Origin of the sequence: Sphingomonas morindae, from assembly GCF_023822065.1 — a bacterium.
Lineage (GTDB): Bacteria > Pseudomonadota > Alphaproteobacteria > Sphingomonadales > Sphingomonadaceae > Solisphingomonas > Solisphingomonas morindae.
This window is the reverse complement of the sequence record NZ_CP084930.1, coordinates 1,883,871-1,909,190: the sequence shown is the minus strand read 5'-3', so window position 1 is coordinate 1,909,190 and position 25,320 is coordinate 1,883,871. Positions and strand designations below refer to the sequence as shown.

Genomic DNA, 25,320 nt, shown 5'->3' with positions numbered 1-25,320 from the left:
CCTTTCGTTCAGAGACTAAAGGCCAAGGTCGCGCTTGCGCCCGAGGCTCCATTCGATACCGCCACCGTCCTTGGCGACGCCGGTGACGTGCTGGCCGAGCTTGCGGTCGAGTTCCTTCGCCCAGGGCACGAGCTGGAAGCCGAGCCCGTCATCGACCATGGCGAAGCGACCGGAGGAGAGGACAAGCTGGCGGCGGTAGGTGCCGGCGACATGCTCGCCGGCCACTGCCTTCATGTGCGGCAACCCGGTCTCGGCCGCGAGCCGCTCGCCGACGGCGTCCAGCTCGCGCTGGCGCAGCGTCACGATGAGGTCGCGCTGGAGGAGGATGCGCTGGCCGTCGCGGCGGCCGAGCCCCTGGCCGGCGAGATGCTCGGCGCGCGCCTGCATGGCGTCGCGCGCCTCGCCGCCGAACCCGCCGGCCGACAGCGGCATGCGCTCGCGCTCGACCAAGCGATGATCGAGCCACGTCGCGCCCGGCGCGGTGACCTGCGCAGCGAGATCGAGGTCGGAGCGCGTCGCCAGCACCAGCGTCGGACGCGGATCGTCGGCATGCCCGAAGCGCCGCACCTCGACGATCCCGCCGGCCGGCGGCGCGTGCTCGAACGCCTCGATGCCGCGGAAGCGGACATGGTGGGCACGGCCATCGGTGCCGTCGATCACGGCATACGCCTCGCCGGTCAGCTCGTCATGCAAGCCGCGATCGACCAGCCGGCCGATGATCGGGCTGCCGGCCCCGCCGCCATCAATGGCATAGTCGGCCAGCCCACGATCCTGGCCGCGCTCGGTGAAGGCGCAGTGCATCGTCTTGATGATGTCGCCGCGCATCCCGAGGTCGCGCAGCCGCTGCTCGGCGTCGAGCCCGACCATCCATTCTCCCGGCGCAGCGGGACTGGCGAGGCCCATCGTTTCCAGATTCTGGAGCCGCCCCACCATCAGGCGCCGGATCTCGGGATCGTCAGGACCGGTGCGCTCGGGACGCAGGTCGATCAGCCCGACATCATCGGCATGGTAGCGGATCTCGCCGTCGAGCCGCGTCCAGCGCTCAGCCGTGATCTCCTTCTCCAGCGCGCTCCGCACCTCGTGCTCGGGCTTCGGACCGAGCTCGATCGCGACGAGGTCCTCGGCGCGCGAACGTAGCCCGCGACTGATATAGTCGCGCGAGATGACGAGGTCGGCGCCGGTGTCGTCGACGCCGCGCACGAGCAGGTGGACGTGCGGGTTGTCGGTGTTCCAGTGATCGACGGCGACCCAGTCGAGCTTTGTCCCGAGGTCCGCCTCCATTTGCTTCGCCAGGTCGCGGGTGAAGCCCTTCAGGTCCTCCATCCCGGCGGCGTCCTCGGGCGAGACGATGAAACGGAAGTGGTGGCGGTCGCCCTCGCAGCGGTCGGCGAAGGCGCGGTCGTCGGCGCGATCGGTGTCGGCGTCGAACAGGACGCCGCGCTCGCCGTTGCGGTTGACGCCGTCCCGTTTAAGGTAAGACAGGTGCGCCGACAGCGGCGCGGAGCGGAACGCCTTGCCGGCATGACGGGCGATGCGCGCCTTGACCACTACGCGGCGGTTCGAGCCGAACAGGCGCGAGCGGCCGAAGGCGGCCCGTCCCCGGCCGAAGGTCGAGCGGCCATAGGCGAACGCGCGTTTGCCGGCGGTGAAGCTGCCGGTGTGCCCGGCCTTGCGCGCGGCGCGGATCACCTGGTCGATGACGCTCTTCGAGCCGCCGGACGGGCTGGAGCGGATGCGCCCCGGGCGGACGCGCAGATCGCTGTCGCGCTCGCTCACGATCGCCCTCCGACGAGGGCGGCGGAGCAGCTGTGCATACCGAAGCGTTGAAAACGCTGGGAAAAACCGGGCAGCATGCCCGCGACCGACCGCCGTGCACGGAAGAAAGTCAGTCGCGTCAGCGACTTACGACGATCCGGACAACGACTTTTATCTCGCCCTCTGTCGGTCGTCTTTTTCCGCTTCCACCTCCTTACCGCCCAACAGGCGCTGCGGCCCGCCACGGCGCGCCAGTCTACGATCGCTCCGAGGTCAGCCAGTAACGCGGCGAATAGACCGGTAAACGTGCACGAAAGCGGCGCCAGAACGAGCATTGGCACGGCGGCCCTCTGCGCCGTGATCGGTGTATCGAGCATCACGGTCATCGCGACTCTCCAAAGCCGGGTCGCGCGACGAAGAGGCCGCCCGCCTGCGGTACGATCGCGGAGACATCGTGCACGCCGGGGGTCGCCGGGCTGCGATCGTCCTGCGTCCCAGCCATCGCCAAGTCAGCTGCCGGCCTGCGCTCCGATTGCGCGGCGAACAGCGACGCACGGGTCCACGCGAGCGGATCGGCGGCGGCCAAACGGATCGGACCGCTGGCGGTACGGCCGTCGATCGCCGGAGCGAGCGCGGCGACGTAGGCGACCGTCTCCGCAGGCAAGGCGCGTCCGGAACGCGACGCCTCGTACCGCCCCGGTCCGGCATTGTAGGCGGCGAGCATGGCGTCCACGTTGCCGTAGCGGTCGAACATCGCGCGCAGGTACGCCGCACCGGCGAGGATGTTGGCGCGCGGATTGTAGGGGTCAGATCCGAGCGCGTGCCGGCTGCTCAAATACGTCCATGTGGCGGGCATGATCTGCATCAGCCCCATCGCGCCCTTGCGCGAGACGGCGCGCGTGTCGCCGCGGCTTTCGACCCGCATCACGGCACGGATCCAGTTCTCCGGGATGCCGAACCGCTGCGCCGCCTCCGCAATGTGCGCGGCGAACGGATCGCGCAGGGGGATCGACGCGACGGCCGTCTGAGCCGCAGCGGCACCGATATCCGGCAGGCCGAACGGCAGCAGGCCTGAAAGGAGAAGAAGGGCGATGCGGCTGCGGGTCGGCCATTCCCGGCCGGCGGATCGAGTGCGAAGCGGCGACACGGGATCAGCCCCGCTCGCCGCGCTTCGGCGCACGGCTCCAGTGCAGGCCCCAGGCGGTCTCGTCGTCGCCCGAGCGGAAGAGGTTGGCGCGAATGGGCGCGAGAAACACGGGATCGTCGATCTGAACGGCGATGTAATCGCCGGCCCGCTCGCCGCGCCGCTTCCAGCCGGCGCCGACCTCCGGCCCGTCCTCGTCGCCGAGGTGGATGCGATAGTCCGGCGCGGTGTCGGCGTCGGACGGCTCGGCCGGCACGATGACGAACTCGGTGTCGAACGACAGCGTGCGAATGCGGCCGCAGAAGCCGGTCGTGTTGCGGGTAAACTGGCCGATGAGCGGCATGGTGACCTCCGTTAGCGGGATTGCGAAAGCGAGTTGCGGCGAGCGATCAGCGGGTCGCCGCGCGCCAGACGAAGCGGCCGTCGCCGGCCTCGTCGGTGTAGAGCGGCGTCGCCGCGCCGATGACGGTGGCGGCCGGCAGCGGGCCGAAGTAGCGGCCGTCGAGACTGTCCGGGACGGTGGCGTTCATCAGGAACAACTCGCCGTCGCCAAGCCGGCGGCAGCCCTGCCAGACCGGCAGCGGGCGCCCGCGCCGGTCGCGATCGAGCGCGTCGCCGAACGGCACGCCGTCGACGGTGATCGAACGGTCCCGGCGGCAGACCTCCTGTCCCGGCAGCGCCGCGATCCGCTTCATCAACGGCACGCCCCGCGGCAGGTAGTGCCGCTCCGCTAAAAAGCGGCCAAGCGGCTCCGGCGGCCGGACGGCGACGAGATCGCCAACCTCTGCCTGCGTGTCGGGATGCAAACCGTAGAGCCCGACCGGCACGCTCGCCGAGGCGTTCCAGATCAGCCTCGGCGTCACGCTTATGCAGGCGAGCAGCGCGACCAACAGCACGGCGAGGTAGGTCACGAGGACATAGCCGCGACTGCTCATCGCCCGACGCTCCGCCGCAGAAGGAAGGCCCGGTGCTGCTCGGCCGTGTACGGGCGCGGCTCGTACCCGACACCAATTCGGCTGTGGACATGCCGCCAGTAGTCGGGCGCGACGTCGACCGGATCGATGTGGATCGCCTCGATGGCGTCGATGTGCTGAAGGACGCGCTCGACCTTGGGCCAGCCCTCGATCTTCAACAGGATCGTGCCGCCCGGCCGCACGAACGGCAGCGTCTGGAACGCGGTGCCCGGTTCGACCGCCTGCACGATGTCGATGCGAGAGATGATCGTGCCGTAGTCGTTGGCGGCCCAGCGCACGAAGCCGAAGACGCTGCCGGGCCGGAACGACACGACACGCCGACGGCGATCGAGGATGCGATCGGCGGCGACCGCGCCGAAGCGGATCCAGTTCTCGATGCGCTTCTCGACGAAGGTCAGCTCGACCTGCGTCAGGCCGTCGGGCGGCGGGGGCGATGCCCGCGCGATGGCGACGCCGGGCGCAGCGATGCCGGTCATGGCTGGTCTCCTGATGTGGGCGGGAACTCGCGCGCGAGCAACTCGCGCAGCATGTCGGCGACGGTGATCCCGCGCCGGAAGGCGGCGATCTTGATCCGGCCGCGCTGGTCGGGCGTGACGTCGATCGTCAGCCGGGCGGTAAATGCGGCATCGGCTGCGGCAGCGCCCGACGGCGCCCCGGCCGTCCTGACCCAGCGCTCCGGGTCGGCAGGCCGGGCGGCAAAGCCACGACGGGCTGGACGCTCGCTCATCGCGCTGCTCCCGTGATGCTGAGGCGCTCGATCTCGTCCGCAAGCGCCGCGATTTCGCGCGCAGCGGGCGTGTCACGGTCGATCTCGGAGACGAGCCGGCCGGCCTGGGCGGCCGCCGCGAAGGCGACGCGCTGACCGATCGTCGTGGCGAGCACCGGCGGATCGTGGTCCGCGAGCGTTTCGGCGGTCTCGCGCGCCATGACGGTGCGCGCGCCGCAGCGGTTGAGGACGAAGCGCGCGACGAGGTCGGGCCGGTAGAGGCGGGCCTCGGCGACGAGCGCCAGCATCTCGGCCGACGCCCAACCGTCGAACGGCGACGGCTGCACGGGGATCAGCACGAGGTCGGCGGCGAGCAGCGCCGAGCGCATCAGCCCGGCGACACGCGGCGGCCCGTCGATCACGACGTGATCGACGCCGCGCGCTAGTTCGGGTGCTTCCCGGTGCGACGTGTCGCGCGCCAGGCCGACGACGCCGAACAGCCGGGGCGCACCGTCCCGGCTGCGCGCCTGCGACCAGTCTAGCGCCGAGCCTTGCGGGTCCGCGTCGATCAGCGTGACCCTCTTGCCCCTGCCGGCCCATTCGCCGGCGAGGTGCAGCGCCAGCGTCGTCTTGCCGACGCCGCCCTTCTGGTTGAGCAGCGCGACGATCATGCCGCGCTCCAGCAAGGTGCGGCAGCGCTGCGGCGACGACGGCGCGCTTCGATCGTAGTAGAAACGGCGGGATGCGTTAGAAGAATTACGAAGTAATTCTGGTTAGTAGTGTTAGAGGGCGCGCAAGCCGCTGACTTCGCACGCTGAATCGGCGATTTCGGTCCCCGATAGCACGAGCCTGCGGTCCCCGATGGCACGAGGGTTCCGGTCCCCGATAGCACGAGGGGATTCACAGCTTATCCCCAGGTCGGGACGCGCGGCGGGGACGCGGTGTGTAGCAGAACGGCGGCAGCTCGGTCGGCGCGAACGACAGCCGATCCGGCACGCCGGACGCGGTCTCTATCGCGAGGCGGTAGCCGGGAAGTGGTTGCAGTCGCACGATCTCGCGCAGGTCGTAGGCGAAGTGCTTGAGCGGCGAGAGCGAGCCGGACTTGGCATGGAGATGCGGGAGATCGAAGCTCCAGCCACCTTCCTGCCGCCCGCCATGCTTGCGCACGAGGCGGTACAGCCAGCGCTCCAGCCCGCCGGTCAGGTCGAAGTACGCCCGGTCGATGGTGAGGACGAGCGCGTCGTCGAGGACGGCGGCGAAGAACCAGTCCGGCAGGATCAGTTCGAGCCCGAGCGGCCTTCCATGCGCGTCGGCGCGCTCCTTCCACTCGTTGATCCAGGAGAAGCGGTGCAGCCGCCGTTCGGTCGGCTGGCGGATCGAGGTCGCGATGGTCGTCGACTGGAGCCGGTCGAGGGCGGCCTTCAGCCGGTCGTAGTCGCGTAAGCTGACGCCGCGGCCGATGAAGTTGAGGATCTCGTAGGGTGTTGTCGCCATGAGGCGCGAGGGTTTCAGCCCGGCGTCGCGCGCCTCGACGATCTGGCTCGCCGCCCAGATCAGCACGTCGGCATCCCAGATGGTCGCCATGCCGTGCTCAGGCACGGCCTCGACGCGGATGACGATCGTGCCGGCGCGGAAGTCGATCGGCGCGAGGCGCTTCGACTTGGCAAGCGAGAAGAAGGGATAGGCCATGAGGTCCTGCGCATCGCGGGGGGCAAGGTCACCGGGCAGCGCTCGGAATAGGTCGAGCTGCGCGCGTTCGCCGGCGTGACGGGTCACGAGCGGCGGCGTCAGCGAGCGTAGCGGCCGGGCTGCGGGACGGCGGGCAGCGCATGGCGCTTGGCCGGCAGCACGCTACCGCGCGGGTCGGAGGTCGAGGTGACGGCGCCTCGTGCCGTCCACGTCTCGAGATCCTCGACCGAATAGACGACGCGGCCGCCGAGCTTGCGATAGGCCGGACCCGTCCCGTAGGTCCGGTGCTTCTCCAGCGTGCGCGCGGAGAGGCTCAGGAACTCGGCCGCCTCCTTGGTGCGCAGGTAGCGCGGCGGCAGAACGGCGGGATCGGGTCGCATGCGTCGGCCTTTCGTGAGGATCGCGCGCACCGTCGGACAGCGGCGGTGGACAGGGGTCACGATGGCGAAGCAGCGCCTGCGAGGCGGAGCGTGATTTCGAGGGGGTGCGAAATCACGCACCGGTTGGCTCAGTCGCGCGCGACGACGATCATGCGAGCCCCGCGATCTCGCTCTCGTCGGCGATCAGGGTGTCGCGCCGCGATCCCGCACGATGCGCTCGGCGATAAAGTCCACCAGCACACGCACCCGTGCCGGCATGGTGGACCCGCCGACGAACAGCGCGTGCAGCGGTTCGCGATCCTGCGGGTTGAACTCCTCCAGCAGCGGCACGAGACGCCCGGAGGCGAGATCGTCCTGTACGGCGAACGTGCCGATCCGCGCGACGCCGACGCCCTCGCGGGCGAGCTGGGCGATGGCCTCGCCGCTATTCGCCTCGATCGTGCCTGTGACGGACAAGGCCATGTCCTTACCGTCGTGTCGGAACGGCCAGCCGGGCTCGGCACGCCGGAAGCTGAAGCTGATGCAATTGTGCTCGAACAGGTCCTCCGGCGTGAGCGGCGTGCCGTGTCGAGCGAGATAGTCGGGTGACGCCACCACGACGCGGCCCGTCTCGCCAAGCTTGCGCGCGGTCAGCGGGCTGTCGGCGAGCTGGCCGAAGCGGATCGCCACGTCGGCTTGGCCGCCGAGCACGTCCACCACCTGATCGCTGAGGTTGAGATCGACGAGGATGCCGGGATGGCGGCGGGTGAACTCGCCCAGCATCGGCACGACGTGGAGGCGCCCGTAAGCGAGCGAGGCGGTGACGCGCACCCGACCACGGGGAGACGCCTGGTCGGCGATCTCGTCTTCCACCTCCGCCAGGTCGGCGAGGATGCGGCGCGCGGCGCGGAAATAGGCTTGTCCCTCGGTGGTCAGCGACAGCGAGCGCGTGGTGCGGATCAGCAGACGAACGCCGAGCCGCCGTTCGATGCGCGCCAGGACGCGGCTGATCGCCGAGGTCGTGAGGCCGAGGGCACGGCCGGCCGCCGAGAGGCTGCCATGCTCGATGACGGCGGCGAAGACGCCCATCTCGCCCGACCGGCCGCCAAGGTCCATTCTTGCCTCCATGACAACGCTGCTGGTCCCAATCTGCGGCTACCGATGAGGGATGCAAGCCGTCATCTCACGAGGAGCAACAACGAGAGCCTTGGTATGCGCCTCAATCCTCCACTTCTCGCCCTGGCGCTCGGCGCCTTCGGCATCGGCGTCACCGAGTTCGCGCCAATGGGCATGCTCCCGCTGATCGCGGCCGATCTGGGCGTCTCGATCCCAGCCGCAGGTCTGCTGGTCAGCGCTTATGCGATCGGTGTGCTAGCCGGCGCGCCGCTGCTGACGCTCACCACCGGAAGGATCGACCGGCGGACCTTGCTGATCGGGCTGATGGGCATCTTCACCCTGGGCAGCATCCTGTCTGCGCTGGCAAGCGGCTACTGGATGCTGATGGTCGCGCGCGTCGTCACGTCGTTCAACCACGGCGCCTTCTTCGGCGTCGGCGCCGTCGTGGCGGCGAGCGTGGTGCCGCCGGAGCGACGTGCCGGGGCGGTGGCGGCAATGTTTTCCGGGCTGACCATCGCGACGATCGGCGGTGTGCCGCTGGCGACCTGGGCCGGCGAGGTGCTCGGCTGGCGAACGGCTTTCGCGGGCATCGCGGGACTCGGCGCCGTCGTGATGCTGGCTCTACGTTTGGCGTTGCCGTCGATGCCCGGCGGCGCGGGGGGCGACATGATGGGCGAGGTGCGCGTGCTCGCCCGTCCGCCTGTGGTGGCGGCGCTCGCGCTGACCACCATCGGGTTCGGCGGCGTCTTCACGGTCTTCACCTACATCGTGTCGATCCTGCGGGACGTGACCCACGCCTCGACCGGCTTCGTGACGGCGATGCTGATGCTGTTCGGCGTCGGCGCCACGATTGGGAACGCCCTGGGCGGCCGCCTAGCGGACCGTTCGGTCGAGCGGACGCTCGGGATCATGCTGGCGCTCTTGACCGCGACGCTGGCCGCGTTCGCCGTCCTGATGCATTGGCCGGCGCCGGCAGCCGCCGCGATCCTGGTCTGGGGCATCGCCAGCTTCGCGATCGTGCCGCCCTTGCAGATGCGCGTGATGGAAGCGGCAGCCGACGCACCGAACCTCGCCTCGGCGATGAACATCGGCGCCTTCAATCTCGGCAACGCGATCGGCGCGGCGCTGGGCGGGGGCGTGATCGAATGGCGGCTCGGCCTGCCAGCGGTGCCGATCGCCGGCGCCGTGATGGCAGCGGCGGCGCTCGTGATGCTCCTGGTGTTCAGTCGGCGAACCGCACCGCGTTGGCAAAATGCTCAGTGCTGACGGCGATGTTGCAGGAGCTTGCGGTAGCCGCCTCTCGCGAAAGGGTCACGCCTTGATCGCCGCCTCGGCGGCACGCGAAATTTAGAACTTCGGCGATCTCAGCCGCCGCCGGCCGGTCGGGCACAGCTGAACGAAGAAGGGAGATCGGCACCCGTTCGAGAGTCTGGATCCCCTTCCAGGTAGCGGCCTTCTCCGATTATCTCGGTGCGCCAGCGCCGTATTGCTCGTCGGTCACGGGTTCTAGCCAAACGACATTCGCGCCGTCGAGCGCCTCCTGCACGGCAATATGGGTCATCGCCGTCGTCGGCGTGGCGCCGTGCCAATGCTTGTGCCCAGGCGGGCACCAGATCACGTCCCCGGGCCTGATCTCGACTATCTCTCCGCCCTCGCATTGCGTCCAGCCGCAGCCGGCGGTGACGATCAACGTCTGGCCGAGCGGGTGGGTGTGCCAGTTGCTACGGGCGCCCGGTTCGAATGTCACCGCGGCGCACGAAACCCGGGCTGGCTCCGGCGGCACGTTCAGCGGATCGATCCGCACCGTTCCCGTGAAATACTCGGCCGGGCCAGCCTGCGAGGGTTGGGTGCCCGCACGTTTCAGTTCCATGATCGTCTCCTTCTCGTTTCAGCTGTAGGGTTGGCGGTCGACACCGGAAGCGACGTTGGCGCCGACGGGGTGACCGGCGTTGTTCATGACTTCGCCAAAGACGGCTGCGATCGCGATCGCAGCGTCGACGCGACGGGTATGGCCAGCAGTGCCGCCGCAGCGGCGGCAAGAAAGACGCTGTGGATCCCCGCGTGGGCCGCCAGCCAGCCCAGCGCGGGGCTGCCGAGCCCCAGCGTGAGATCGAGGAAGGCGTTGTAGGTCCCCATCGCGAGCCCGCGCTGGTCGGGCCGCGCGCGTCGTACCGCCTCCAGACCGAGGCTCGGGAAAACCAGGGAGAAGCCTGCGCCCGCGACCACGGCGCCGATCGCCGCCACCATGCCCGAACCGGCGGTTCCGATCACGAGGAGGCCGACCGCCTGCGCCCCCAGCGACCATGTCGCGACCCGGGCACCGCCCAGCCGATCCGGCAAGCTGCCGCCGACCAGCCGCGTCACGATCAGCGCGACGGCGAAGCCTGTAATGACGAGCGGTCCGCCCGACCAGCCGTGAAGCGCGAAGAGCAGCGTCAGGAACGCCGTCATCGCGCCGAAGGTGATGCCGCTCAGCGCGAAGCCCACGCCCGGAAGCGCCACGGCGCGGGCCACGTCCGCTATTCGGCCCGCCGGGGCTGCGGGCGGCGCCGCCGCGGCAAGTCTGACGATCGGCAGGAGCGCGAGCAGCGCGAGCGCCAGCGTCGCGAGCGCGATGCCGGTGAAGGCGAACCGGGCATAGACGAGACCACCCAGGGGCGCGCCGATCGCCAATGCCGCGAACATCGCCATGCCGACCCAGGCGATGACCTGCGCCGAGCGATCCGCCGCGACGAGGGTGAGGCCCCACAGGATCCCCCCTGTTATGACGAGGCTTTCCGCGCCGCCGAGCAGTCCGCGTCCGACGAGCAGCACCGCCACCGACCAGACAGGACGGTCGAGGACCGCCAGCGAGGCGAGATAGCAGGCGCTACCCGCCATCGCGGCGATCAGGCCGATTGTGACCGCTCGCTTGGGGCCGTCGCGATCGGCGAGCCGTCCGGCCCAGAAGCGCGAGACCAGCGCCGCCGCGAACTGGCATCCGGCGACCAGCCCGATCACGAACGGGCCGAAGCCGAGCCGATCATGAACGTGGAGCGGCAGGACCGGCAGCGTCATGCCGACGGAGGCGAAAAACAGGAACACCGCGACCATGACCGGGATTGCCGGACGAAGGCCCGTCGCGCGGCCGTCGCTGCTTCTTGGACCGGTTGAAGGTATCGGCGGGGCTATCGCGGATAGATCGATGGCGTCCTCAGTCACTTGCCGCTCCCCTCCGCCTTTCCCGCACGCTCTGCCAATACGCGCTTGACTACAGGCAATGCGGAGAAGGTGTTCGGCCAGCCCGCATAGAAAGCGAGGTGGGTGAGCATCTCGCTGACCTGACCCGCGGTCAGACCCTGATCCATGCCGCGGTTCAGATGGTAGGCAAGCTGCTCGGCCTTTCCGTCGGCAATCAAAGTCGCGATGGTGACGAGACTGCGGTCGCGCTGTGACAGATACGGCCTCTGCCACACCTCGCGGAACAGCAAGCCGTTGGTATAATCGACGGTAGAAGGCGACACTGCTTCGAAATTACTGCGGACGCCGTTCGCGCGTACATCGTCTTCGCTTAAATCGAGCGGCAGAAGGGGACCGAACGCGGGAGGCAGATTGGTCGCGCGGACGCCACGGGCCGCGAACACCTCGCGCATGGGCCCGACCGCCGCCATCGCCTTGCCCCAGCCGGCGTAGAAGGCCGTCTGCAACAGCTCTTCCGACAGTTCGCTGGGTGTGACGCCGTTCTCGATCGCCTGATTGGCATAATAGCCAAGCGCGGGCGACTGCCCTTGCGCGATCAGCGCGGCGATGGTGACGAGGCTTCGGTCGCGCGGCGAGAGACCAGGCCGGCGCCAGACCTCCCCGTAGAGGCGTTGCTGGGTCAATTGCTCCAGGGCGGGTGACGCCTGGCGGACCTGATCGGGCGAGAGGCGTCGATGATCGACATTCGGTTGCTGGATCGTCGTCGGCGCCGGCTCCTGCGCCGAGACGGCGACGGGTGAGCCGGTCGCGACCAGCGCGAAGAGCAAGCCGGCGAGAAGATTGTTTCGACGAAGCATGACGGCACAACGCGCGACAGGCGCGGTCTTTCGTTGAACGCACTTCAACGGCATAGTGAGCGGATGGTGGTATGGCTTCACACCAGCTTGTTTGCGGCGTTCCCGAACCGGCGATGGCTTGTCCGCCCGGACGGACGATCATGACCGCGCCGGTAAACCGCGCCGATCTTGCTGACTTCGCTTATTTCCTCGCGATCGCGCGCCACCGGAACTTCCGGCTCGCCGGCCTCGAGCTTGGCGTCACCGCTTCGGCGATCAGCCATGCTCTCAAGGGGCTGGAGCAGCGCCTGGGCGTGCGACTGGTGAACCGGACCAACCGTTCGGTGATGTTGTCCGCCGCCGGCGAGCGGCTTCATGAGTCGCTGGAGGGCCCGTTCGCGCAGATCGGGGAGGCGGTCGACGCCCTCAACCAGTATCGCGACGCCCCGAACGGCCGCATCCGGCTGAACGTGGTCGGCGACGCGGCGCACCTGCTGGTCGCGCCCGTGATGGGCGAGTTCGCGGAGCGCTATCCCGAGATCGAAGTTGACCTCGTGTCGAGCAACCGCATGGTGGACGTGACCGCCGGCGGGTTCGATGCCGGCATAAGACATGGCGGTACGGTGCCGGAGGACATGATCGCGCAACGGCTTTCGGCCGACCTGCGCTGGATCGTGGCGGCCTCGCCTGCCTATCTGGAGAAGCATGGCACGCCGCTCGCGCCGGCGGATCTCGCCGGCCATTGCTGCCTCGGTGTGCGGCTGGGCGACGAGCGCATCTACCGGTGGGAGTTCGACGGCCCCAACGGCGAGTTCGACCTCGCCGTACCCAGCAACATCGTTGCCGATCACAGCCAGGCGATGATCGCGATGGCGGTCGCGGGCGCCGGCCTCACCTACGGCGTCGACGCCGCGCTCCGCCCATGGATCGAGGCGGGGCTGCTCTCCCCGGTGCTGCTCGACCACGCTGTCACCGGCCCCGGCTATCACATCTATTATCCGAGCCGACGTCAGCTTCCCGCCGCGCTCCGGCTGTTCATCGATCTGATCCGGGAGAGACGACCTCTGGGACTGTGATGAAGAAACTTCATCACTGCATCAAGTCGAACCCATCTTCTGAACACGCAACCGTCGTCCGATCTGATCGCTCTTGCGGTTGATGGAGGACACACACATGCCAAATCCGACATATGACTTTACGGGCCAGGTCGCACTGGTGACCGGTGCGGCGATGGGCATGGGCCTCGCCGCCGCGCGGCAGTTCGCCGAGGCAGGTGCGGCCGTCGTCCTCGCAGATCTGGACGGCGAACGCGCCGCGGCCGAAGCCGAACGCATCGTCCAGGCGGGCGGCACGGCCGTCGCGATCGCCTGCGATGTCGCCGACGAGGGGCAGGTCGCGGCGGCGGTCGATCGGGCGGTGACGGACTATGGCCGGCTGGACATGGCGTTCAACAACGCCGGCATCCAGGTGCCGCCCTCGGACGCCGCCGACGAGCCGATCGAGGAATTCGAGCGTGTCGTCGCGATCAACCAGCGCGGGGTGTGGGCGGCGATGAAGCATGAGCTGCGCGTCATGCGCGGCCAGGGCTCGGGCGCGATCGTCAACAATTCCTCGCTCGGCGGCCTCGTCGGCCTGCCCCAGCGCGCCGCCTATCACGGCAGCAAGCATGCGGTGATCGGCATGACGAGGAGCGCGGGCGTCGAATATGCCCCGCGCGGCATCCGCATCAACGCGATCTGCCCGGGCGTGATCGACACGCCGATGGTGCAGGACATGCTGCAGGGCCAGGCCGAGGCGATGGCCGAGATCAACCGCGACCAGCCGATCGGCCGCCTCGGCACCGCCGACGAGGTCGCCGCCGCCGTGCTGTGGCTGTGCAGCCCCGCCGCCAGCTTCGTCGTCGGCGTCGCGTTGCCGGTCGACGGCGGCTTCACCGCGCACTGATCCTCGCAACTTGCCTGAAGGACGATCCTCATGACCGATACCCCCGCAACCGCCCGCCAGGCCTCCTCCGACCAGGTCCGCGCGGTCTCCCCCGCGCTCGAGGCGCAAACCCAAGATCGCGTCGTCGGCGCGTTATGGAGCCGCCCCGGCCTGAGCCCACGCGACCGCAGCCTCGTGGCCGTCGCCGCGCTGATCGCGGGCGGGCAGACGGGACCGCTCGGCACTTATACGGCCAAGGCGCTGCGCAGCGGCGTGACGCCGGACGAGCTGTCGGAGACCGTCCTCCACCTTGCCTATTATGCCGGCTGGGCGAAAGCGCTGGCGGCGACCGTGCCGATCGCGGCGGTGTTCGCCGAACAGGGCATCGGCGTCGAGCGCCTTCCGGCCGAGGCGCCGAAGCCGCTGCCGCTCGACGAGGCGGCGGAGGCCAGGCGCAAGCAGACGGTGGGCGATCAGTTCGGCGCGGTCGCGCCAGGCCTCGTCGACTATACGACCGACTATCTGTTCCGCGACCTGTGGCTGCGGCCAGACCTGAGCCCACGCGACCGCAGCCTCGTCACCGTGGCGGCGCTGGTCGCGACCGGACAGGTCCAGCAGATCACCTTCCACCTCGGGCGCGCGATGGACAACGGCCTGACCCGCGAGGAGGCGGCCGAGGTCGTGACGCAGCTCGCCTTCTACACCGGCTGGCCGAGCGCGATGTCGGCGCTGCCCGTCTTCAAGGACGTGTTCGAAAAACGCGAGAGCTGAGCGCCGCTGAACCCGAAATCATCGATGGAAAGGCCAGTATCATGATCGCGCAAGAGACCTTCGCCCTCGCAAACGGCGTCGCCATCCCGAAGCTCGGGCTCGGCACCTGGCTCGTCGACGATCGCGCCGTCGCCGATCTCGTCGCCCGCGCGATCGCGATCGGCTATAGGCACATCGACACCGCGCAGGCCTATGGCAACGAGCACGGCGTCGGCGAGGGGCTGCGCGCCGTCGGCGTCCCCCGCGACGAACTGTTCGTCACCACCAAACTCGCCGCCGAGTGCAAATCCTATCCGGAGGCCAAGCGGCTGATCGACGGATCGCTTGGCTCGCTCGGGCTCGACCATATCGACCTGATGCTGATCCACAGTCCCCAGCCGTGGAACGAGTTCCGCAACGGCGATCATTTACTCGAAGGCAATCTCGAGGCGTGGCGCGCGCTCGAGGACGCGCATCGAGCCGGCAAGTTGCGCTCTATCGGCGTCTCCAATTTCGAGCGCGTCGATCTCGACAACATCCTCGACCACGGTTCGGTGCGGCCGGTGGTCAACCAGGTGCTGGCGCATGTCGGCAATACGCCCTTCGAGCTGATCGACTATTGCCGCAGCAAGGACGTGCTGGTCGAGGCTTACTCCCCGGTTGCGCACGGCGCCGTACTCGACAATCCGGCGCTCAAGACGCTGGCTGCCAAGTACGACGTATCGGTGCCGCATCTCTGCATCCGCTACTGTTTGGAGCTCGGCCTGCTGCCGTTGCCCAAGACCGGCAATCCCGACCATCTCGCCGCCAACCTCGCGGTCGATTTCGAGATCGCCGCCGAGGATATGGCGACGCTGAGAGCGGCCGACCATGGCGATTACGGCGCCGCCGCGCGCTTTGCCGTGTTCGCGGGCAAGTCCTGACCAGCCTTCGCGACCCCTTTCAACTCCCGGAGCAGCAGGATGAAGATCTCGATCGTGTTCGAAAGCGGTTACGGCCATACCGCCAAGGTCGCCGCGGCCGTGGCGGAGGGCGCCCGGTCGGTGGACGGCGCCGAGGTGATGCTGGCCCAGGTCGGCGACGACGGTGTCGTCGATTTGGACGCGTTGACGGCGAGTGACGCCATCATCTTCGGATCGCCGACCTACAACGGCGCGCTCGGCTGGCGGATGAAACGCTTCTTCGAGGCGACCACCGGCCCGGTGTGGAGCGACCTCAAGTGGCGCGGCAAGGTCGCGGCCGGCTTCACCAATTCGGGCACGATGAGCGGCGACAAGCTCGGCACGCTGGTCACCATGGCGCTGTTCGCAGCACAGCACGGCATGGTCTGGGTCAATCTCGACCTGCTGCCGAGAAGCGGCGACGACAATGACCTCAACCGCCTCGGCGGCTGGCTCGGCGCGATGGCGCAGTCGGACGACGCCGCGCCCGAGGTGACGCCGCCCCGGGGCGATCTCGAGACGGCGAAGCATCTCGGCCGCCGCGTGGCGGAGGTTGCGGCGCGCCTCGCTCCGGTCGAGGTCGCGGCGTGAGCGCGCCCGACACCTATCGGATTGATGCCGCCGACACGGCGATCCTGTTCGCCCACCTCCAGCCGCCAATCGTCGGCAACGACCGTGTCAATTCGCCCAAGCTGATCGAGGCCGGCGCCGTCGCGCTCGCCCATACCGCGCGGACGCTGGCGATCCCCACCTTCTTCTGCCTCGTGCCGCACGGAGAGGACGGCGCCACCCCGGGGGCGGGCCTCGCTGCCTATGCGCAAGACGGCAACAGCTTCGTGCATCGGCTCGCCAGCCCGTTACTCGATGAACGCTTCGCAGCGGCGCTGGCGGCGAGCGGCCGGCGGACGCTGGTGATTGCGGGCTATTCGACCGATGCCGTGGTGCTGTTCGCGGCGCTCGACGCGCTCGCCGCCGGCTATCGGGTGGTGATCGCGCTCGATGCCTGCGGCTCGCGCTCGTCGCGATCCGAGGCCGCCGCGCTCCGCCGGCTCGAACGAGCGGGGGCGACCGTCGGCTCGGTGCTGGGCACGGTCATGGGTTTCGCGCCCGATTTCGGCGAGCCGCCCGGCAGCGAGCTCTTCGCCATCATCCAGTCGCTGCTCGCGACGCACGACTGACCGGGAGACATAAGCATGGAAACGCGCACGCTGGGCCGCGACGGCCTCCAAGTCTCCGCCTTCGGCGTCGGCTGCATGGGCATGAGCTGGTCCTACGGGCCGCCCAAGGACAAGAGCGAGATGATCGCGCTGATCCGCGCGGGCGTGGAGCGCGGCGTCACCTTCTTCGACACCGCCGAGGTCTACGGCCCGTTCGCCAACGAAGAGCTGGTCGGTGAGGCGCTGGCGCCGTTCCGGGGCGAGGTGGTGATCGCCACCAAGTTCGGCTGGACGAAAGCGCCCGGCGACACCGACCGCTGGAGCGCGCTCGACAGCCGGCCCGAGCATATCAAGGAGGTGGTGGAAGGGTCGCTCAAGCGCCTGCGGGTTGATGCGATCGACCTCTACTATCAGCACCGGGTCGATCCCGAGGTGGGAATCGAGGACGTGGCCGGCGCGGTGAAGGATCTAATCGCGGCCGGCAAGGTCAAGCATTTCGGCCTATCCGAGGCGGGCGCCGACACGATCCGCCGCGCGCACGCCGTCCAGCCGGTGACCGCGCTCCAGAGCGAATATTCGCTGTGGTGGCGCGAGCCCGAGGATACGATCATCCCCCTGCTGGAGGAGCTGGGCATCGGCCTCGTGCCGTTCAGCCCGCTCGGCAAGGGCTTCCTCACCGGCGCGATCGACGCCAATACGAGGTTCGGCGCCGACGACTTCCGCGCCAGCGTGCCGCGCTTCGCGGAAGAGAACCGCAAGGCCAATCAGGCGTTGGTCGATCTCGTCAAGCGCTTCGCCGCCGAGCGCGACGCGACGCCCGCGCAGATCGCGCTCGGCTGGCTGCTCGCCAAGCGGCCGTGGATCGTGCCGATCCCCGGTACAACCAGGCTCGATCGACTCGAGGAGAATCTCGGCGCCGCGACCATCGCCCTGTCGCCCGAGGACGTGGCGGCGCTGGAGGAGGTGTCGTCGCGGATCGCCATCGTCGGCGCCCGCTATCCCGAGGCGCATCAGAAGCTCGTCGGGCGCTGACTGTGGCGCGAACAGGAGATCTGCGATGAAGCCGTCCCATGCCGTCCCTCTTGCGGCGGCCGCCCTGGCGATTGCGGCGGCAGCCGTCCCTGCCGCCGCGGCCCCGCCCGCGCCGCTGGTCGGCACATGGCATCTTGTGCAGATCGAGGAGACGGATGCGGGAGGCAGGACGGTGCGCCATACCGATCTCACGGGCAGCCTGATCTACACCGCCGATGGCCGCATGTCGGTCCAGGTCTCCTATCCCGACGCGCATGTGAACACCGACTATGTCCACGACGGCTACGAGGCGTCGTTCGGCCGCTTCACGGCGGACGTGCGCACCCATCGCCTCGTCCACCATGTCGAGGGCGCGAACATGCCCGCGCTCGTCGGCCGCGACCTGCCGCGAACCTGGCACATCCGCGGGCGACGCCTTGTCATTGGGCCGGTCTCGCCCGCCGAGCATTGGTCGGTGACCTGGGAACGGCAGTGACGTCGCATCCGGCAGTCGAAAGACGAACATGACGGCGTTGAGCCTCGTTCAACGATCCATCGTCCCGGACGATCGTTCCTGCACCACATATCGAAGGACCAGCCATGGATTATCGCACGCTCGGCCGCACGGGCCTCAAGGTCAGCCCGCTTTGCCTTGGCACGATGAACTTCGGCGAGGTCACCGACGAGGCGACGAGCTTCGCCATTATGGACGAGGCGCTCGACGCCGGCATCAACTATTTCGACACCGCCGACGTCTATGGCGGCCCGCAGAAACCCGACATGGAGAAAGGCTACGGCGTCTCCGAGGAGATCATCGGGCGCTGGCTGGAACAGGGCGGCCGGCGCGAGCGGATCGTGGTGGCCACCAAGATCTACCAGCCGATGGACCTCGGCCCCAACGGCCGCGGCCTCTCGGCCTATCATATCCGGCAAGCCTGCGAGGACAGCCTGCGCCGGCTCAAGACCGACCATATCGACCTCTACCAGATGCACCACTCCGCGCCGGACGTGCCGTGGGACGAGATTTGGCAGGCGATGGATCTGCTCGTCGCTCAGGGCAAGGTGCTGTACGTCGGCTCCAGCAACCATGCCGGCTGGCAGATCGCCACCGGACATCTGGCCGGCCAGGCCCGTGGCGGCCTCGGCCTCGCCTCCGAGCAGAGCCTCTACAACCTCATGGAGCGCACCGTCGAGCTGGAGGTCGTGCCCGCCTGCCGCGCGCACGGCCTCGGTATCGTGCCGTGGAGCCCGCTCAATCGCGGGCTGCTCGGCGGCGTGCTCAGGAAGGAGTCCGAGGGACGGCGATCCCGCCCCGACGCCAAGGCGAAGATCGACCGGTTCCGCCCGCAGCTCGAAGCCTATGAGGCCTTCTGCGATGAACTGGGCGCGGCGCCCGCCGACGTGGCGCTCGCGTGGCTGCTGGCGAACACCGTCGTCACCGCGCCGCTGATGGGGCCGCGCACGCTGGAGCAGCTTCGTGGCGCGCTCGGCGCGCTCTCGCTCGACCTGTCGCCCGCCGCGATGAAACGGCTCGACGAGATCTGGCCGGGGCCCGGCGGCGAAGCGCCGATGGCCTACGCCTGGTGAAAAGCGCCACATCTTCGCGCTGGAAGAAACCTCCACGCTTCGGTGCTTCCAGAGACCGACGACATGGCATCACTAGACTATGATCGTCTTCGGCATGATGACTAGCGAGGACGTCGCTGCCGCAGTAACTTGCGGTAGCCGCCTTCGATCAGCGCGCGGGCGTCGCGCAGCAAAGATGAGACGGCGTGACGCGCCGACGAGGCCTGCCACTCCTGACGGTGGAAGCGACCGACATGGAACAGAGCCTGCGCGATCTCCTGCTGGGTCGCGCCGTCGCGATGGCCGTCAATCGCTTGCAGCATACGCCGTTGCCGCTGCCGTTGCTGTCGGGTCAGGCGGGTATCGGCGGGCACGACGCGACCATGAAGGCGGCATAGCAGCCGGATAATAGACTCGACTCGGTCGAAACCGTCGAGCCCCAGTGGCACGAGCGCCAGCAGTGGAGAGCCGCCATCGATCGACATATGCAGCAGAGGTAGGGTTTGACGTCGGCCAAGATCGAACGCAATCGACGATCTTTGCTCGTCCGAACGGCCCGTAACGATGTCAACTGCCGTTGCGATGCCGCGCTGCGCCAGCTCGGGCGATGCCGGTGCGAGGAGGACGACGCTGGTGTCGTCCTCAGGCCGCCAGAAGACGGGCGTATCCGGCGGGGTCGCGAGTGGGTCGACAGGGAAATCGTAACCCCCAGCGCTCGCCGATCCGCGCCGTCATCTCCCCTGCTTCCGTCTCGGCACGTGTGAACGCTTGATAGTCATCGTCATACCGTTCGTTCCGCCGGAGCCATTCCCAGCCGAGGTCAGACGCGCTGAGCTGTTCTGCCCGAGCATAGTCCGCCGAAATGCGCCATCCGGATGGGTCAGGTGTCACTGCGATCCTCCCCTTCGTCTCGCTACGAATTGTGGGAGAGGCAGAGTTCCCGTCTTGGTTGTTCGGCGGAAGTCACTACGTCGGCAATGGGCGATGCCGGAGCGGCATCACGATACGCGCTGGCCCTCGCGGACGAGGTGGCGATAGCCGTGCTCGGTCATCCAGCGCGCACGGGCGAGATGGGTGTCGTGCATATGCCGGCAGCGCTGCGGCTCCTGGGCGGGATCGAGCCCGAACAGGATCTCCACGGCCTCGCGCCAGTCGGCGCCGTCGCGCGAGGCGTCGAGCAGGCGCAGGTAGAGGATCATGTGCTCGCGATCGTAACCGGTCAGCTCGTCGCTGGCCGGCGGATCGTCGAGAAGCTGCGGGGTCCCATGTCCCATGATGCCTCCATTCTGGAGCATTATGCTTCCATTAACCACTGCCTGCATCGACTGCACGATCGAAGCGCCGGGACGTGGACGTCGCGTGCCCGACGTCTTCAGCGACGGGCTGGCTTGGCGTTGTCCTCGTCGGCTGCCTCGTGGAGCAGCAGGACGCCTTCGCCTTTGGCGGTCGAGAGGAGGACGATGCCGGCCGCCTCAAGCGCGCGGCGGACCTGGTCGCGCGTCGACTCGTACACGTCGAGGCCGTTCTCGGACTCGAGGCGCTTGAGCGCGGTGAGCGATACCCGGGCCTCGTCAGCGAGCGTCTCCTGCGTCCAGTTCAGCAACGCGCGCGCGGCCCGCGATTGGCGGGCGGTGATCATCCCTGACCACCACCATCCCGGACGCCGCGCGCTCCAGAACTACGGCTATAATAGTCGTTCCTCTGGTCGATTGCTACCGCGAACGGTGCACGACCGCCGTCGGTCGGTCGCGGCGTTCAGAATGATTCGGCGGATTTGAAAAGCCCAAAGCCCCCGGCCTGTCCGGCCGGGGCCTCGCGCCCGCCTCAGTCGCCCCGCCGACCGTTGGGGCGGGACCAGATCAGCGAGTAGGTCTCGCCGTCCTCGTCGTCGAAGAGGTTGGCGTAGATGGGGGCGGTGAAGCTCGGATCGTCGAGCTTGAGGCCGAGATAGTCGCGGCCCTCGTTGGAGCGCTTGGACCAAGCGGCGCCGATCTCGACCCGGCCGACCAGCACGCGGTGGCTGGGAGCGTTGTCGCCCGAGCGGCTGCTCTCGGGGACGATGCGGACGCCCTTGGCTTGGACGCTGAGGGTGACGATCTCGCCGGTGAACTCGTTCGAGGCGGTCTTCTTGAAGGTGCCGATAGTCGCCATGGGTTATCTCCGTTCCCTGTTCCCGAGCCCGCACCGTTGCGGCCTCGATGGCGATCCCAGGGCCGGAGGCGACCGCCGCCGCATCGCATCGCGACCGGAGCGACAGCGGAGGATGGCGGAGACGCGGCTTTCTTGCCTCGCGAGGAATGACGGCGCAGCCGGCAGGGGAAGAAAGTCGCGGACGCGCCATTGCGGCTCAGGCGGTCGAGGCGCAGCCGTCCTTCGGCCAGATCAGCCCATCACCAGAGGCCGCTCGGAGCGGGAGGCGGACAGGCGAACCCGGGGACGATGGCGACCACCGGCACCGTTCAGACCGAAACGCATGACCCACCGGCAGTGTCATCGAAAACGACCGCGGCTGCGCTCCGCATAGTCGAGCGACGCCGCTCCAAGAGCAATCACACCCCGGCCTGCCTGCTGGACGCCACAAGATCACGCCTTGCATGCCCCACACGTTCCCACGGGGAGCTACGCTCGCTGCCTCAAGCTCGACAATCCGAGCTTCGCCATGTCCAACGGCAACCCCAGGACGATTGACGGTCAAACGACACCCGCTTCCAGTCTCGCCAACGGCGGCGATGGTCAGACGCGCGCGAGACCCTGGCCGGACGGGCTTGGTGCCGCCATGCCGACGAGCCGCACAAACGCCGTCGCGCCGACCGCGATCGCGCCCGTCACCGAGAAAACCGTCTGCCAGGCGCCGGACGGCATCAGATGCTGCACGATGCCACGGGTGGCGTGGTAGCCGGCGAGGATCGCGGGCGCGACGAAGGCAAATGCGATCAGCGCCCGAGCCCAAATCGGCCGCACGGCGGCGAGCAGGATCTGGCCGACGCCGAAGGTCAGCCCCGCAGCGAGAGCGCCGACGAAGATCGCACCGAGCCAACCGGCGCCGGTGTGGAAGGCCCATGTGCCGGCGCTGACGCCAACGAAGAAGGGCAAGGCGAACACGGCGAGCGTGAACAGCAGCCAGCAGAATAAGCCGATCGTCGCGATCGACAGCAAGATACCGAGAATGATCATGGCGGTGTCTCCGTAAGAATAGGTCTGACGGTCGCGCCTCCACCGCCACCGCGGCGCGTGTCCAACATAGCAGAAAAGGAAGATCGCCGGGAGCGCAAACCGCTCGGGCCTGCGCTCGGCGTTGATGATCCGCGTCCGTCAGGGAGCGTATGGATCCAGCTCGGCTACGACCTCCACATCCGCGTCGATCTCGGTGGCGGGTGCGACCGAGAAGCTGCCGTCCCCGGCGCGGAAGACCGCGATCGTGACCATCAGCGTGGCGGCGAGGCTGAAAGCGAAGGCGTGCGCGTCGGTGAGGGACATCGGTCCGGCTCCTGTTCCGAGCGGAGGACCATCCCCCGCTGACAGGCGCCCGATGTGTCGGACGGAGTGCTGCGATCACCGTGGAGGCGCAGCCGCAACGGCGGCATGCTCGCATAGCCGACCCTCCACGGGTTGATCGTACGAAGCGCTCCGTCCGACCAAGGATCAGCGCAGAGAAGCGGTGGTGGTGTTCCGCGTGAAGAGGCTCAGACGGCCTGTTTTAAGGGCTCGGGTTTCTTGCCGTCGGGCAATATCTCGCGCAGGTGGTTGTGGACGACTTCGGTGCTGAACGGCTTGGAGATGAACGTCGCGCTCTCCGGCATGTCGCCGGGTGCCGGTGTCAGCCGGCCGCTCGCGACGACGATCGCGATTTCGGGTCAGTGTCTGGCGACGAGATGGGACAATTGGTAGCCGTCGATCGAACCGGGCATCTCGACATCGGTGAACAGCAGAGTGACGCTCTCGGCGTGCATGTCGAGAAGCGTCCTGGCAGCGTCGCCGTCGCCGGCCTCGAAGAAGCGAAAGCCGGCGTCTTCGAGGATGTCGCACGCGTGCATGAGGATCAGCGGGTCATCGTCGACGACGAGCGCATATGGGACAGTCGACAACGGCACCTGCGTCTCCTTGACCATGTCACCTCGCGATCTCCAAACATCACAGAGACGCGTTCGTTTCCCGGGGCGATGTTGCCGCTATCCGCGTTAGCGATTGAAGCCGAATGGCGGAGACACGATCGTGGCTCCGGCGAAGCCGAAAGCGCGGCCCGCAGGGCAACGACCACTCCCTTAGCGACCTAAGAAAACCCAAACGCGCATTTGCCGGCGGTCATTCATGAAGTGCGACGAAGCGAAGGGAAGGAGACCTCCGCATGATTTGCACGCCTCGGCAGGTTCCCCCAGGCCGAAACGACCTTGCCAAGCGTTCCTGCCGTGATGGGATCGGCTACGATCCACGGATGAGCAGATTCACAGGTAAGCGCGTCCTCATCACCGGCGGCACCAGCGGCATGGGATTGGCAGGTGCCCGACGCGTCACGGCCGAAGGCGGCAAGGTGATCGTCACCGGTCTGAACGAGGCACGGATCGAAGTTGCCCGACGCGAACTGCCGGAAGGCTCCGTCGTTCTTCGCAACGATGCAGCTGATCCGAATGCCGTTGGCCCTCTCGCAGAGGCAGCCGATGAGGGCGGCGGGATCGATGCACTCTGGCTCAACGCCGGCTATGCCGCGCTGGGCACGCCCGAGGAGGTGGATGCCGACGCCTTCGATCGGATGATGGCCGCCAACGTGCGCGGCCCTATGCTTCAGCTCGCCGCGCTGTCGCGGCACCTGAAATCTGGCGCCTCCGTCGTCGTCACCTCATCCAGCTCGACCTACGAGGGCGCGGCAGCGACCGGTCTTTACGCCGCGACCAAAGGCGCGATTGTCGCGATGGCGCGATCATGGGCGTCGGCGCTCGCCCCACGGGGCATCCGGGTCAACGTGTTAGTGCCGGGACCGATCGACACCAACTTCCGCCATTTCCTGCCCGACGAAGCCCGCGAAGGCTTCGAGCGGTTCGTGATCGATCAGGTTCCGCTTGGACGAGCGGGTACGCCGGAGGAAGCTGCGGCGGTGGCACTGTTCCTCCTATCGGAGGATGCTTCCTACGTCACAGGAAGTCAGTATGCCGTCGACGGCGGCCTCGTCATGTACTGACGGGCCGCCCCGTTCGATCAGCCGTCGACCAGCGCGAGCGCGTCGTCGGTGTAGCGGCTGCCGCTGACCGCGTGGGGCGGCAGGGCGCGCTCGATCGCAGCCAAGTCGTCGGCACCCAGCGTGACGGACGCCGCCGCCACATTTTCCTCCAGGTGCCGAATTTGCCGTGCACCGGGGATTGGCACGATGAAGTCGCCTTGGTGCATGACCCAGGCGAGTGCCAACTGGGCTGCGGTAATGTCCTTTGCCGCCGCCATCTCGGCCAGCGTGTCGAGCAGCCGCTGATTGGCGGCTAGGTTCTCCGCCTCGAAGCGCGGTAGCGTGCGGCGCCAGTCGTCAGCGCCAAGGCTCTCGCGGTCGCGGATCGCGCCCGTCAGCAACCCGCGCCCGAGCGGACTGTAGGGTACGAAACCGATGCCCAGATCGCGGCAGGTCGGCAGCACTTCCGCCTCCGGCTCGCGGCTCCATAACGAATATTCGCTCTGCACCGCCGCGATCGGGTGGACGGCATGCGCGCGCCGGATGGTGGCAGCGCTCGCCTCCGACAGACCGAGTGCCCGCACCTTGCCGGCCCTGACCAGATCGGCCATCGCGCCGACCGTGTCCTCGATCGGTACAGCCGGATCGACGCGGTGCTGGTATAACAAGTCGATGGCCTCCACGCCGAGGCGCTGCAACGAGGCATCGCAAACCGCCTTGACGTGCTCCGGTCGGCTATCGACGCCGACCATGCGTCCGGTGCCTTGGCCTTCGTCGGCAATCTTGAAGCCAAATTTGGTGGCGATCACGACTTGGTCGCGCACGTCCTTCAGCGCCTTGCCTACCAGTTCCTCGTTCTCAAACGGGCCGTAGACTTCGGCGGTGTCGAAGAAGGTGACACCGATCTCGGCGGCACGGAGCAGGGTGCGGATCGAGTCCGCCTCCGGCTGACCGCCATAGGCGAAGCTCATGCCCATGCAGCCAAGCCCGATGGCGGAGACGGACAGGACGGGTCCGAGTGGACGATGGCGCATGATGGATACTCCTGACGATGAGCCTCC

General features: G+C 68.2%; 34 protein-coding genes. 11 read left to right on the top strand and 23 right to left on the bottom strand.

Translation table 11 applies throughout. The annotated features are described in order from the left end of the window. Positions 1–15: 15 nt before the first annotated feature. The 11 genes from LHA26_RS09315 to LHA26_RS09265 all read right to left on the bottom strand — a co-directional run bounded on the left by LHA26_RS09315 (position 16) and on the right by LHA26_RS09265 (position 7,743). A complete protein-coding gene (locus LHA26_RS09315) occupies positions 16–1,776 on the bottom strand; it encodes a relaxase/mobilization nuclease domain-containing protein (RefSeq protein WP_252165352.1) in 1,761 nt (586 codons plus the stop codon). Beyond that, entirely contained in the window at positions 1,773–2,141 is a 369-nt protein-coding gene (locus LHA26_RS09310; protein WP_252165351.1) for a hypothetical protein, read from the bottom strand. Before LHA26_RS09310 ends, LHA26_RS09315 begins: the two co-directional genes overlap by 4 nt. Then, positions 2,138–2,902 carry a lytic transglycosylase domain-containing protein gene (locus LHA26_RS09305; RefSeq protein WP_437441198.1) on the bottom strand — a complete coding sequence of 255 codons (765 nt, stop codon included), beginning with the start codon at positions 2,900–2,902 and terminating at the stop codon, positions 2,138–2,140. The genes LHA26_RS09310 and LHA26_RS09305 overlap by 4 nt, the downstream gene beginning before the upstream one ends. 4 nt (positions 2,903–2,906) lie before the next feature. Further along, entirely contained in the window at positions 2,907–3,242 is a 336-nt protein-coding gene (locus LHA26_RS09300; protein WP_252165350.1) for a DUF736 domain-containing protein, read from the bottom strand. Positions 3,243–3,288: 46 nt separating this feature from the next. Continuing rightward, complete coding sequence (locus LHA26_RS09295; RefSeq protein WP_252165349.1) at positions 3,289–3,834, bottom strand: S26 family signal peptidase; 546 nt, start codon at positions 3,832–3,834, stop codon at positions 3,289–3,291. Continuing rightward, positions 3,831–4,349 (bottom strand): DUF2840 domain-containing protein, encoded by a 519-nt coding sequence (locus LHA26_RS09290; protein WP_252165348.1) that lies wholly within the window; start codon positions 4,347–4,349, stop codon positions 3,831–3,833. Before LHA26_RS09290 ends, LHA26_RS09295 begins: the two co-directional genes overlap by 4 nt. Next, positions 4,346–4,600, bottom strand: a complete 255-nt coding sequence (locus LHA26_RS09285) for a hypothetical protein (RefSeq protein WP_252165347.1) — start codon at positions 4,598–4,600, stop codon at positions 4,346–4,348. Before LHA26_RS09285 ends, LHA26_RS09290 begins: the two co-directional genes overlap by 4 nt. Next, the gene (gene parA / locus LHA26_RS09280) at positions 4,597–5,250 is read right to left on the bottom strand and encodes a ParA family partition ATPase (RefSeq protein ID WP_252165346.1); all 654 of its coding nucleotides are present in this window, start codon (positions 5,248–5,250) and stop codon (positions 4,597–4,599) included. Before parA ends, LHA26_RS09285 begins: the two co-directional genes overlap by 4 nt. A gap of 229 nt (positions 5,251–5,479) precedes the next feature. Beyond that, positions 5,480–6,268 (bottom strand): replication initiator protein A, encoded by a 789-nt coding sequence (locus LHA26_RS09275; protein WP_252165345.1) that lies wholly within the window; start codon positions 6,266–6,268, stop codon positions 5,480–5,482. Positions 6,269–6,366: 98 nt separating this feature from the next. After that, the gene (locus tag LHA26_RS09270; RefSeq protein ID WP_252165344.1) at positions 6,367–6,648 is read right to left on the bottom strand and encodes a helix-turn-helix transcriptional regulator; all 282 of its coding nucleotides are present in this window, start codon (positions 6,646–6,648) and stop codon (positions 6,367–6,369) included. 183 nt (positions 6,649–6,831) lie between these two features. Continuing rightward, a complete protein-coding gene (locus LHA26_RS09265; protein ID WP_437441197.1) occupies positions 6,832–7,743 on the bottom strand; it encodes a LysR family transcriptional regulator in 912 nt (303 codons plus the stop codon). A gap of 96 nt (positions 7,744–7,839) precedes the next feature. Here LHA26_RS09265 and LHA26_RS09260 point away from each other — a divergent pair, with 96 nt between their 5' ends. Then, positions 7,840–9,009, top strand: coding sequence for an MFS transporter (locus LHA26_RS09260; RefSeq protein WP_252165342.1), 1,170 nt, complete (start codon positions 7,840–7,842; stop codon positions 9,007–9,009). Positions 9,010–9,205: 196 nt separating this feature from the next. Here LHA26_RS09260 and LHA26_RS09255 read toward each other — a convergent pair whose 3' ends face one another. From LHA26_RS09255 to LHA26_RS09245, 3 genes are all read right to left on the bottom strand, one after another. Then, positions 9,206–9,613, bottom strand: a complete 408-nt coding sequence (locus LHA26_RS09255; protein WP_252165341.1) for a (R)-mandelonitrile lyase — start codon at positions 9,611–9,613, stop codon at positions 9,206–9,208. An 83-nt stretch (positions 9,614–9,696) separates the two neighbouring features. Then, a complete protein-coding gene (locus tag LHA26_RS09250) occupies positions 9,697–10,836 on the bottom strand; it encodes an arabinose transporter (protein WP_252165340.1) in 1,140 nt (379 codons plus the stop codon). 104 nt (positions 10,837–10,940) lie between these two features. Next, entirely contained in the window at positions 10,941–11,750 is an 810-nt protein-coding gene (locus LHA26_RS09245; protein WP_252165339.1) for a carboxymuconolactone decarboxylase family protein, read from the bottom strand. Between the two features lie 170 nt (positions 11,751–11,920). On the opposite strand from LHA26_RS09245, the gene LHA26_RS09240 reads away from it, so the two are divergent. The 9 genes from LHA26_RS09240 to LHA26_RS09200 all read left to right on the top strand — a co-directional run bounded on the left by LHA26_RS09240 (position 11,921) and on the right by LHA26_RS09200 (position 19,128). Next, the gene (locus tag LHA26_RS09240; protein ID WP_252165338.1) at positions 11,921–12,835 is read left to right on the top strand and encodes a LysR family transcriptional regulator; all 915 of its coding nucleotides are present in this window, start codon (positions 11,921–11,923) and stop codon (positions 12,833–12,835) included. A 97-nt stretch (positions 12,836–12,932) separates the two neighbouring features. After that, positions 12,933–13,703 (top strand): glucose 1-dehydrogenase, encoded by a 771-nt coding sequence (locus tag LHA26_RS09235; RefSeq protein WP_252165337.1) that lies wholly within the window; start codon positions 12,933–12,935, stop codon positions 13,701–13,703. Between the two features lie 30 nt (positions 13,704–13,733). Then, a complete protein-coding gene (locus tag LHA26_RS09230; protein WP_252165336.1) occupies positions 13,734–14,453 on the top strand; it encodes a carboxymuconolactone decarboxylase family protein in 720 nt (239 codons plus the stop codon). Between the two features lie 41 nt (positions 14,454–14,494). Then, positions 14,495–15,355 carry an aldo/keto reductase gene (locus tag LHA26_RS09225; RefSeq protein ID WP_252165335.1) on the top strand — a complete coding sequence of 287 codons (861 nt, stop codon included), beginning with the start codon at positions 14,495–14,497 and terminating at the stop codon, positions 15,353–15,355. Between the two features lie 39 nt (positions 15,356–15,394). Then, positions 15,395–15,964 (top strand): flavodoxin family protein, encoded by a 570-nt coding sequence (locus LHA26_RS09220; RefSeq protein ID WP_252165334.1) that lies wholly within the window; start codon positions 15,395–15,397, stop codon positions 15,962–15,964. Continuing rightward, positions 15,961–16,551 (top strand): isochorismatase family protein, encoded by a 591-nt coding sequence (locus tag LHA26_RS09215; RefSeq protein ID WP_252165333.1) that lies wholly within the window; start codon positions 15,961–15,963, stop codon positions 16,549–16,551. Before LHA26_RS09220 ends, LHA26_RS09215 begins: the two co-directional genes overlap by 4 nt. A 15-nt stretch (positions 16,552–16,566) precedes the next feature. After that, on the top strand, positions 16,567–17,562 hold the full coding sequence (locus tag LHA26_RS09210) for an aldo/keto reductase (RefSeq protein ID WP_252165332.1): 996 nt from the start codon (positions 16,567–16,569) through the stop codon (positions 17,560–17,562). A 25-nt stretch (positions 17,563–17,587) separates the two neighbouring features. After that, on the top strand, positions 17,588–18,037 hold the full coding sequence (locus LHA26_RS09205) for a lipocalin-like domain-containing protein (RefSeq protein ID WP_252165331.1): 450 nt from the start codon (positions 17,588–17,590) through the stop codon (positions 18,035–18,037). 104 nt (positions 18,038–18,141) lie between these two features. Next, entirely contained in the window at positions 18,142–19,128 is a 987-nt protein-coding gene (locus LHA26_RS09200) for an aldo/keto reductase (protein WP_252165330.1), read from the top strand. 101 nt (positions 19,129–19,229) lie between these two features. On the opposite strand, the gene LHA26_RS09195 is transcribed toward LHA26_RS09200, so the two are convergent. The 8 genes from LHA26_RS09195 to LHA26_RS09160 form a co-directional block, all read right to left on the bottom strand. After that, entirely contained in the window at positions 19,230–19,592 is a 363-nt protein-coding gene (locus tag LHA26_RS09195) for a DUF2285 domain-containing protein (RefSeq protein ID WP_252165329.1), read from the bottom strand. A 157-nt stretch (positions 19,593–19,749) separates the two neighbouring features. Further along, entirely contained in the window at positions 19,750–19,998 is a 249-nt protein-coding gene (locus LHA26_RS09190) for a transcriptional regulator domain-containing protein (protein ID WP_252165328.1), read from the bottom strand. A gap of 107 nt (positions 19,999–20,105) precedes the next feature. Beyond that, positions 20,106–20,381, bottom strand: a complete 276-nt coding sequence (locus tag LHA26_RS09185) for a DNA -binding domain-containing protein (RefSeq protein WP_252165327.1) — start codon at positions 20,379–20,381, stop codon at positions 20,106–20,108. A gap of 98 nt (positions 20,382–20,479) precedes the next feature. Continuing rightward, on the bottom strand, positions 20,480–20,746 hold the full coding sequence (locus tag LHA26_RS09180; RefSeq protein ID WP_252165326.1) for a helix-turn-helix domain-containing protein: 267 nt from the start codon (positions 20,744–20,746) through the stop codon (positions 20,480–20,482). A gap of 185 nt (positions 20,747–20,931) precedes the next feature. Beyond that, entirely contained in the window at positions 20,932–21,258 is a 327-nt protein-coding gene (locus LHA26_RS09175; RefSeq protein ID WP_252165325.1) for a DUF736 domain-containing protein, read from the bottom strand. Between the two features lie 582 nt (positions 21,259–21,840). Then, positions 21,841–22,281, bottom strand: coding sequence for a hypothetical protein (locus LHA26_RS09170; protein ID WP_252165324.1), 441 nt, complete (start codon positions 22,279–22,281; stop codon positions 21,841–21,843). A 138-nt stretch (positions 22,282–22,419) separates the two neighbouring features. Beyond that, complete coding sequence (locus LHA26_RS09165; protein ID WP_252165323.1) at positions 22,420–22,584, bottom strand: hypothetical protein; 165 nt, start codon at positions 22,582–22,584, stop codon at positions 22,420–22,422. 377 nt (positions 22,585–22,961) lie between these two features. Continuing rightward, entirely contained in the window at positions 22,962–23,216 is a 255-nt protein-coding gene (locus LHA26_RS09160; RefSeq protein ID WP_252165322.1) for a response regulator, read from the bottom strand. Positions 23,217–23,539: 323 nt separating this feature from the next. Between LHA26_RS09160 and LHA26_RS09155 the strand changes: the two genes are divergently transcribed. Continuing rightward, on the top strand, positions 23,540–24,280 hold the full coding sequence (locus LHA26_RS09155) for an SDR family oxidoreductase (protein WP_252165321.1): 741 nt from the start codon (positions 23,540–23,542) through the stop codon (positions 24,278–24,280). Positions 24,281–24,297: 17 nt separating this feature from the next. On the opposite strand, the gene LHA26_RS09150 is transcribed toward LHA26_RS09155, so the two are convergent. Then, complete coding sequence (locus LHA26_RS09150) at positions 24,298–25,293, bottom strand: aldo/keto reductase (protein ID WP_252165320.1); 996 nt, start codon at positions 25,291–25,293, stop codon at positions 24,298–24,300. Positions 25,294–25,320: the final 27 nt, after the last annotated feature.

Coding starts and splice junctions, on each gene's coding strand:
- LHA26_RS09300 (WP_252165350.1), bottom strand. CDS start 3,242: ATGCCGCTCATCGGCCAGTTTACCCGCAACACGACCGGCTTCTGCGGC.
- LHA26_RS09250 (WP_252165340.1), bottom strand. CDS start 10,836: ATGGTCGCGGTGTTCCTGTTTTTCGCCTCCGTCGGCATGACGCTGCCG.
- LHA26_RS09240 (WP_252165338.1), top strand. CDS start 11,921: ATGACCGCGCCGGTAAACCGCGCCGATCTTGCTGACTTCGCTTATTTC.
- LHA26_RS09180 (WP_252165326.1), bottom strand. CDS start 20,746: ATGATCACCGCCCGCCAATCGCGGGCCGCGCGCGCGTTGCTGAACTGG.
- LHA26_RS09255 (WP_252165341.1), bottom strand. CDS start 9,613: ATGGAACTGAAACGTGCGGGCACCCAACCCTCGCAGGCTGGCCCGGCC.
- LHA26_RS09165 (WP_252165323.1), bottom strand. CDS start 22,584: ATGTCCCTCACCGACGCGCACGCCTTCGCTTTCAGCCTCGCCGCCACG.
- LHA26_RS09175 (WP_252165325.1), bottom strand. CDS start 21,258: ATGGCGACTATCGGCACCTTCAAGAAGACCGCCTCGAACGAGTTCACC.
- LHA26_RS09160 (WP_252165322.1), bottom strand. CDS start 23,216: ATGGTCAAGGAGACGCAGGTGCCGTTGTCGACTGTCCCATATGCGCTC.
- LHA26_RS09170 (WP_252165324.1), bottom strand. CDS start 22,281: ATGATCATTCTCGGTATCTTGCTGTCGATCGCGACGATCGGCTTATTC.
- LHA26_RS09220 (WP_252165334.1), top strand. CDS start 15,395: ATGAAGATCTCGATCGTGTTCGAAAGCGGTTACGGCCATACCGCCAAG.
- LHA26_RS09225 (WP_252165335.1), top strand. CDS start 14,495: ATGATCGCGCAAGAGACCTTCGCCCTCGCAAACGGCGTCGCCATCCCG.
- LHA26_RS09235 (WP_252165337.1), top strand. CDS start 12,933: ATGCCAAATCCGACATATGACTTTACGGGCCAGGTCGCACTGGTGACC.
- LHA26_RS09205 (WP_252165331.1), top strand. CDS start 17,588: ATGAAGCCGTCCCATGCCGTCCCTCTTGCGGCGGCCGCCCTGGCGATT.
- LHA26_RS09155 (WP_252165321.1), top strand. CDS start 23,540: ATGAGCAGATTCACAGGTAAGCGCGTCCTCATCACCGGCGGCACCAGC.
- LHA26_RS09200 (WP_252165330.1), top strand. CDS start 18,142: ATGGATTATCGCACGCTCGGCCGCACGGGCCTCAAGGTCAGCCCGCTT.
- LHA26_RS09260 (WP_252165342.1), top strand. CDS start 7,840: ATGCGCCTCAATCCTCCACTTCTCGCCCTGGCGCTCGGCGCCTTCGGC.
- LHA26_RS09265 (WP_437441197.1), bottom strand. CDS start 7,743: ATGGACCTTGGCGGCCGGTCGGGCGAGATGGGCGTCTTCGCCGCCGTC.
- LHA26_RS09210 (WP_252165332.1), top strand. CDS start 16,567: ATGGAAACGCGCACGCTGGGCCGCGACGGCCTCCAAGTCTCCGCCTTC.
- LHA26_RS09195 (WP_252165329.1), bottom strand. CDS start 19,592: ATGTCGATCGATGGCGGCTCTCCACTGCTGGCGCTCGTGCCACTGGGG.
- LHA26_RS09290 (WP_252165348.1), bottom strand. CDS start 4,349: ATGACCGGCATCGCTGCGCCCGGCGTCGCCATCGCGCGGGCATCGCCC.
- LHA26_RS09285 (WP_252165347.1), bottom strand. CDS start 4,600: ATGAGCGAGCGTCCAGCCCGTCGTGGCTTTGCCGCCCGGCCTGCCGAC.
- LHA26_RS09310 (WP_252165351.1), bottom strand. CDS start 2,141: ATGACCGTGATGCTCGATACACCGATCACGGCGCAGAGGGCCGCCGTG.
- LHA26_RS09150 (WP_252165320.1), bottom strand. CDS start 25,293: ATGCGCCATCGTCCACTCGGACCCGTCCTGTCCGTCTCCGCCATCGGG.
- LHA26_RS09275 (WP_252165345.1), bottom strand. CDS start 6,268: ATGGCCTATCCCTTCTTCTCGCTTGCCAAGTCGAAGCGCCTCGCGCCG.
- LHA26_RS09295 (WP_252165349.1), bottom strand. CDS start 3,834: ATGAGCAGTCGCGGCTATGTCCTCGTGACCTACCTCGCCGTGCTGTTG.
- LHA26_RS09270 (WP_252165344.1), bottom strand. CDS start 6,648: ATGCGACCCGATCCCGCCGTTCTGCCGCCGCGCTACCTGCGCACCAAG.
- LHA26_RS09185 (WP_252165327.1), bottom strand. CDS start 20,381: ATGGGACATGGGACCCCGCAGCTTCTCGACGATCCGCCGGCCAGCGAC.
- parA (WP_252165346.1), bottom strand. CDS start 5,250: ATGATCGTCGCGCTGCTCAACCAGAAGGGCGGCGTCGGCAAGACGACG.
- LHA26_RS09230 (WP_252165336.1), top strand. CDS start 13,734: ATGACCGATACCCCCGCAACCGCCCGCCAGGCCTCCTCCGACCAGGTC.